At 72.9% G+C, this 4,467-nt stretch carries 5 protein-coding genes; 2 read left to right on the plus strand and 3 right to left on the minus strand.

What is annotated here, in order from left to right:
* Window positions 1-104: 104 nt before the first annotated feature.
* Complete coding sequence (locus tag L1885_RS24245) at window positions 105-767, minus strand: pyridoxine/pyridoxamine 5'-phosphate oxidase (RefSeq protein ID WP_235799294.1); 663 nt, start codon at window positions 765-767, stop codon at window positions 105-107.
* Between the two features lie 194 nt (window positions 768-961).
* On the opposite strand from L1885_RS24245, the gene cynS reads away from it, so the two are divergent.
* Window positions 962-1,405: a cyanase gene (gene cynS, locus L1885_RS24250; RefSeq protein ID WP_235799295.1), complete on the plus strand. Its 444-nt coding sequence runs from the start codon at window positions 962-964 to the stop codon at window positions 1,403-1,405.
* A gap of 899 nt (window positions 1,406-2,304) precedes the next feature.
* On the opposite strand, the gene L1885_RS24255 is transcribed toward cynS, so the two are convergent.
* Both L1885_RS24255 and L1885_RS24260 read right to left on the minus strand, forming a co-directional pair.
* Window positions 2,305-3,072 (minus strand): CDP-alcohol phosphatidyltransferase family protein, encoded by a 768-nt coding sequence (locus L1885_RS24255; protein WP_235799296.1) that lies wholly within the window; start codon window positions 3,070-3,072, stop codon window positions 2,305-2,307.
* Between the two features lie 150 nt (window positions 3,073-3,222).
* The gene (locus L1885_RS24260; protein ID WP_235799297.1) at window positions 3,223-3,714 is read right to left on the minus strand and encodes an SsgA family sporulation/cell division regulator; all 492 of its coding nucleotides are present in this window, start codon (window positions 3,712-3,714) and stop codon (window positions 3,223-3,225) included.
* A 559-nt stretch (window positions 3,715-4,273) separates the two neighbouring features.
* Here L1885_RS24260 and L1885_RS24265 point away from each other — a divergent pair.
* Window positions 4,274-4,467 (plus strand): DUF2510 domain-containing protein (locus L1885_RS24265; RefSeq protein ID WP_235799298.1); only part of this gene is annotated, 194 nt, incomplete at its 3' end.

Here is a 4,467-nt window from a genome sequence, read left to right on the forward strand (position 1 = left end):
AGTCGTCTCCGGGCCGGTCGCCCCGCGGCCCCGGCCCGGTCGTGCCGCGGTTCGGGCCGGTCGCCCCGCGGCCCCGGCCCGGTCGTGCCGCGGTTCGGGCCGCCTCACGGCCACAGCAGCTGCTTGCGCCACCCGTCGGCCTCGCGCAGGTAGACGAGGCGGGTGTGCCGGCGGCCCTTGTCGCCCTGCCAGAACTCGACCTGCTCGGCACGCAGCCCGTACAGCGTCCAGGCGGGGGCCACCAGGTCGGGTTCGCGTTCCACGCGCGCCAGTGACTCCTTCGTCCGCCGGTCGCGCTCCGCCAGGTCGCTCAGCGGGCGGCTCTGTGTGCCCAGCAGCGCCTCGGCGCGCGCCTCGGGGGAGCGGGCGAGGAAGTCGGCGGCGCCACGCTCGGCGGGCTCGGCGCTCACGGGCCCGCGTACCCGCACCTGCCGGGCCTGCCGCGGCCAGTAGAAGGTCAGTGCCGCCGAGCCGTGGGCGGCGAGTTCGCGGCCCTTCGGGCTGTCGGCGTGCACCGCGAACTGCCAGCTCTCGGCGTCCACGTTCTTCACGATGAGGACCCGGGCGTCGGGCCGGCCGTCCGCGTCGACGGTCGACAGCGTCATCGCGTGCGGCTCGCGCACGCCGGCGGCCAGCGCCGCGCGGAGCCAGACGACGAACAGCGCATCGGGCGCGGGTGGGGTGTCCGCCGGGTCGAAGCCGGGCAGGTCGTCGCCCGCGAAGACCTCGATGCCCCGCAGGAGTTCCCGCAGGCTGCCGTGTTCCATCGTGCTTCTCCCGTCGCCGGTGCTGCTCCACCCGATTATGTTCCCGACCTAAACATAGTCGCCGGTGCCGCGCGCCGCAGCGTTTCCCCGACGGCGCGGCCCGGGTAAATTGTATTCTGTATGCATTAGTGAAAGCCTGTCAGACCGCGGAGGCGCCGCAGTGCGCACCTCGGCGACCCATGGAAGGGGCCGGCATGCTCACGAAGAAGGACGCTGCGGAGGCGGTGCGCCAGGCGAAGGTGCGCACCGGGGTCACCTGGGCGCAGTTGGCGGAGACCGTGGGCAGGCCCCTCGCCTGGACGACGGCGGCCCTGCTGGGCCAGCACCCCATGACCGAGCAGGAGGCGCGGCGCGCCGCCGAACTCCTGGAACTCGGCGAGGACGCCGCCCTCGCCTTCCGCACGCAGCCCTACCGGGGCGGCCTCGACACGGCGGTGCCCGTCGATCCCACGATCTACCGGTTGTACGAGGTGGTGCAGGTCTACGGGCCCACCATCAAGGAGCTCATCCACGAGCAGTGCGGCGACGGCATCATGAGCGCGATCAACTTCCGCCTGGATGTCGAGCGCGTGGCCGACCCGAAGGGCGACCGGGTCGTCATCACCCTCAACGGGAAGTACCTGCCGTACGAGTGGTGAGGCCCCCGCCGGTGCCGGTGCCGGTGCCGGTGCCGTGCCGTGCGGGTGCGGGCGCGGGTGCCGGCGGTGACCATGGCGGTGGGCCGCGACCGCGCCCGGCGCCCGACCCCGGCGCCCCACCCCCGCGCCGGAGCGCGCAGGCACCCGCGCGGGGCCGGGCGGCGAGGCGTCGCCGGTCTCCGCTTGAGGCCTTCGATCACACGGATGTGGTGCTTGAACTCGTCGGTGATCCGCGCGTGGTCGCCGGTGGCGGGCAGACGCCAGTCCGTCTCGTGCCCCAGCTCCACCACGGTCTGGGTCGAGAACCGGACCAGGTCGGGGGAGGGCACGAACACGTCACGCAACCAGAGTGCGAACGCGGCCGCCTCGCCCGGCTCGACATCGGTGACGAGGACGCAGTCGCGGCCGTCGACGCTCGCGAAGCCCGCGTACGCCAGGCCGTCGCCCTCCGATGCGGCGAAGGACAGCCGCGGGTTGCGCCCCTCTCTCATCGACGACCGGACCTCGGAGAAGGAGGCCCTCAGCGCTTCCCCGAAGGTGGCGAGGTCGAGATTCCAACTCCCGGGAGCACTCGCGGGCGCATAGAACAGGAAAGTGGTCTGGTAGGTGTCGATGTCGATGTCGAAAGCCACAGGATCTTCCTCGTCGCAGCGCTAAGGCACGTACCGGGCGGTGCCCTTGGCTTGCTCCTCCGCCATCAGAGTCTGCCGGTAGGCGGCGGAGTCCTGGTCGTTCGTGTCGACCGCACCCCCCGGCGGGAAACGGCGAAGGCCCCGGCGGCCCGCGGGGTGCGGGCCGCCGGGGCCTCAGGTGCTCGGCGCGCCGGCCGGCTGCCGGACGGGAAGAGGCGGCGCCGGAAGCGCGGCTCCGTCCGCGGAGCAGCCGGCGCGGACCGAACGTCAGCGCAGGCGCGAGGAGTTCATGATCGAGGCCAGGTGCGCGACGACCATCACCCAGCTGACGGCCGCGATGGCGGCGACCGCGATGCGGGTCGGCTCGGTGCTGTTCATGGCAGCGTCGACGATCGCCACGGCCAGCAGCAGCAGCGACGCCTCGATGCCGTTCGTGATGCGGTGGATCTTGAACGCGGAGGCGATGCGCCGTGCGAACGCGATGGACTGGGCGCGCGGCGCGGTCGACTCCTCGCTCGCGACCGGCAGCCCGCGCCGCGCACGCGCCACGTCCACCAGGTCCGTCGACGCCTTCAGCAGGACGATGCCGAGGGCGGCGGCCAGCCCGACCGACACCCACAGGAGCGAACCGCCGCGCGCCGCACGGAAACCGGCGCCCACGAGCAGCGCGGCATCCGCCAAGTAGGCGCCCAGGCGGTCGACATAGATGCCGACGGCACTGTTCTGGCCCTTCCAGCGGGCCACTTCGCCGTCCACGCAGTCGAACAGCAGGAACAGCTGGAAGAGGACGGCCGCGAGCAGCGCACCGATCAGCCCGGGGATGAGAAGAGCCACACCGGCCAGCACACCGCACACGACCATGGTCCACGTCAGCGAGTTCGGTGTGACCCGGGTGCGGACGAGCTGTCGCGTGGCGTGCAGCGAGATCGTCCGCATGTACAGGCGGCCGGCCCAGTGCTCGCCGTTGCGGCTCGCGAGTTTCGCGTTCGGCTGGCAGACCTCGCGCAGTTCCGCCAATGCCGGAGCAGTCGTCATCTCGGTGTTCCCTCTCGCCCTCCGCCGACCCGTGTCGCCCAAAGGGTAGATGACCTCCTGACGTCCTCCTCCGGCCACCTGCCGTTCATTCACGGAAGCCGACCACACTGTCACGCGGCGTCAGGGCGCGGGACCCGGCGGTGTGACGTGTCACTCACCGCCGTCGGGGCAGCCGGAGTCGTCCGAGGGCCACGGGTCGCGCAGCCACAGGTCGTCCGCCGGGGTCGGGGCGAGGAGCGCGGCGAGCCCCTCGTCGATCCCCAGCCGCGCGGCCTCGGCGCCGGGCGGGACGACGCCCAGGGTGCGCTCGAGCCACGTGTACACCGTTTCCAGGGGCGCCTGGAGCATCGCGTCACCGTCCGGGGACGTCAGGGCGAGGCAGATCAGGCCCTGCCCGTCGACGCGCGTCGGCCAGATCCGTACGTCGCCGTGGCCGCACGGCCGGAACACGCCCTCCACCAGCAGCTCCCGCGCGAACGTCCAGTGCACCGGGTTCGGCGAGTGGATGTGGAAGGCCACGTGGACGGCGTACGGGTCGGTCGTCCGGTACGTGAGCCGGGCCGGCACGGCGATGCTGTGCTCCGGCGACAGGATCAGGTCGATGTCGAGTTCCCGCTCCACGACGGTGTTGCTGGCGCCCATGATGTCCGTCCTCTCCTCCGTCGGCCCCGGGACTGGTTGTCCGGATGCCGCACTGGAGAGAGCGCCCGCCTGCGCGGTCATGACGCGACTTTTTCATGATTTTTTCCGGGTCGCTCCGCGTCGCCGACGGACAGCGCGCGAGGCCCGCCCCCGCGCCCCGCGAACACCTGCCGTCCGACGCAGCGTTGCCGCGCCCCGCGGGGCGCGGAGCATGGGGATCCGGGCACGGGCGGGCGCCGCCGTCCGGTACGTTCTGTCCGTACGTCCGTCGCTCCGTCGTCCGTCGCTCCGTTCTGTCAGTACGCTCCGGGCGCGTCGTCAGTACGTCCGGCCGCTCCCGCCCGGCCGGGGCCCGGGGCAGGGGCCGGCGCGAGGACGGCGGAGCGCTGCCGGCCCCGCCGGGGGCGTCCCGGGACCCACCCCGCGCCACCCATGACAGCGTGTGACAGCTCCGTGACCGAAAAGTGGTGCAAACGAGAGGACCGGCCCGGCGGCACCCGGTGTTCTGATAGATGTGAAGCCTTGAACAAGGCTCTTGAGGAGATACGGGACCACGGTGATGAGCGCCCCGACATCGGCAGCCGGCGACGGCGGCCCCGCGGCCGGCTACTACCCGGATCCATCCATCCCGGGCTACGTCCGGTACTGGAACGGCGCCGCGTGGGTGCCCGGCACCAGCATGCCCGCCCCTCCCGGCAGCGAGGCCGCGCAGGCGGCCGGGGCCGTGCCGGGGCCCGGCCCCGCGGCCGACGC

Source organism: Streptomyces fuscigenes (genome assembly GCF_021556455.1).
GTDB classification, from domain to species: domain Bacteria; phylum Actinomycetota; class Actinomycetes; order Streptomycetales; family Streptomycetaceae; genus Streptomyces; species Streptomyces fuscigenes.

Coding starts and splice junctions, on each gene's coding strand:
- L1885_RS24245 (WP_235799294.1), bottom strand. CDS start 767: ATGGAACACGGCAGCCTGCGGGAACTCCTGCGGGGCATCGAGGTCTTC.
- cynS (WP_235799295.1), top strand. CDS start 962: ATGCTCACGAAGAAGGACGCTGCGGAGGCGGTGCGCCAGGCGAAGGTG.
- L1885_RS24255 (WP_235799296.1), bottom strand. CDS start 3,072: ATGACGACTGCTCCGGCATTGGCGGAACTGCGCGAGGTCTGCCAGCCG.
- L1885_RS24260 (WP_235799297.1), bottom strand. CDS start 3,714: ATGGGCGCCAGCAACACCGTCGTGGAGCGGGAACTCGACATCGACCTG.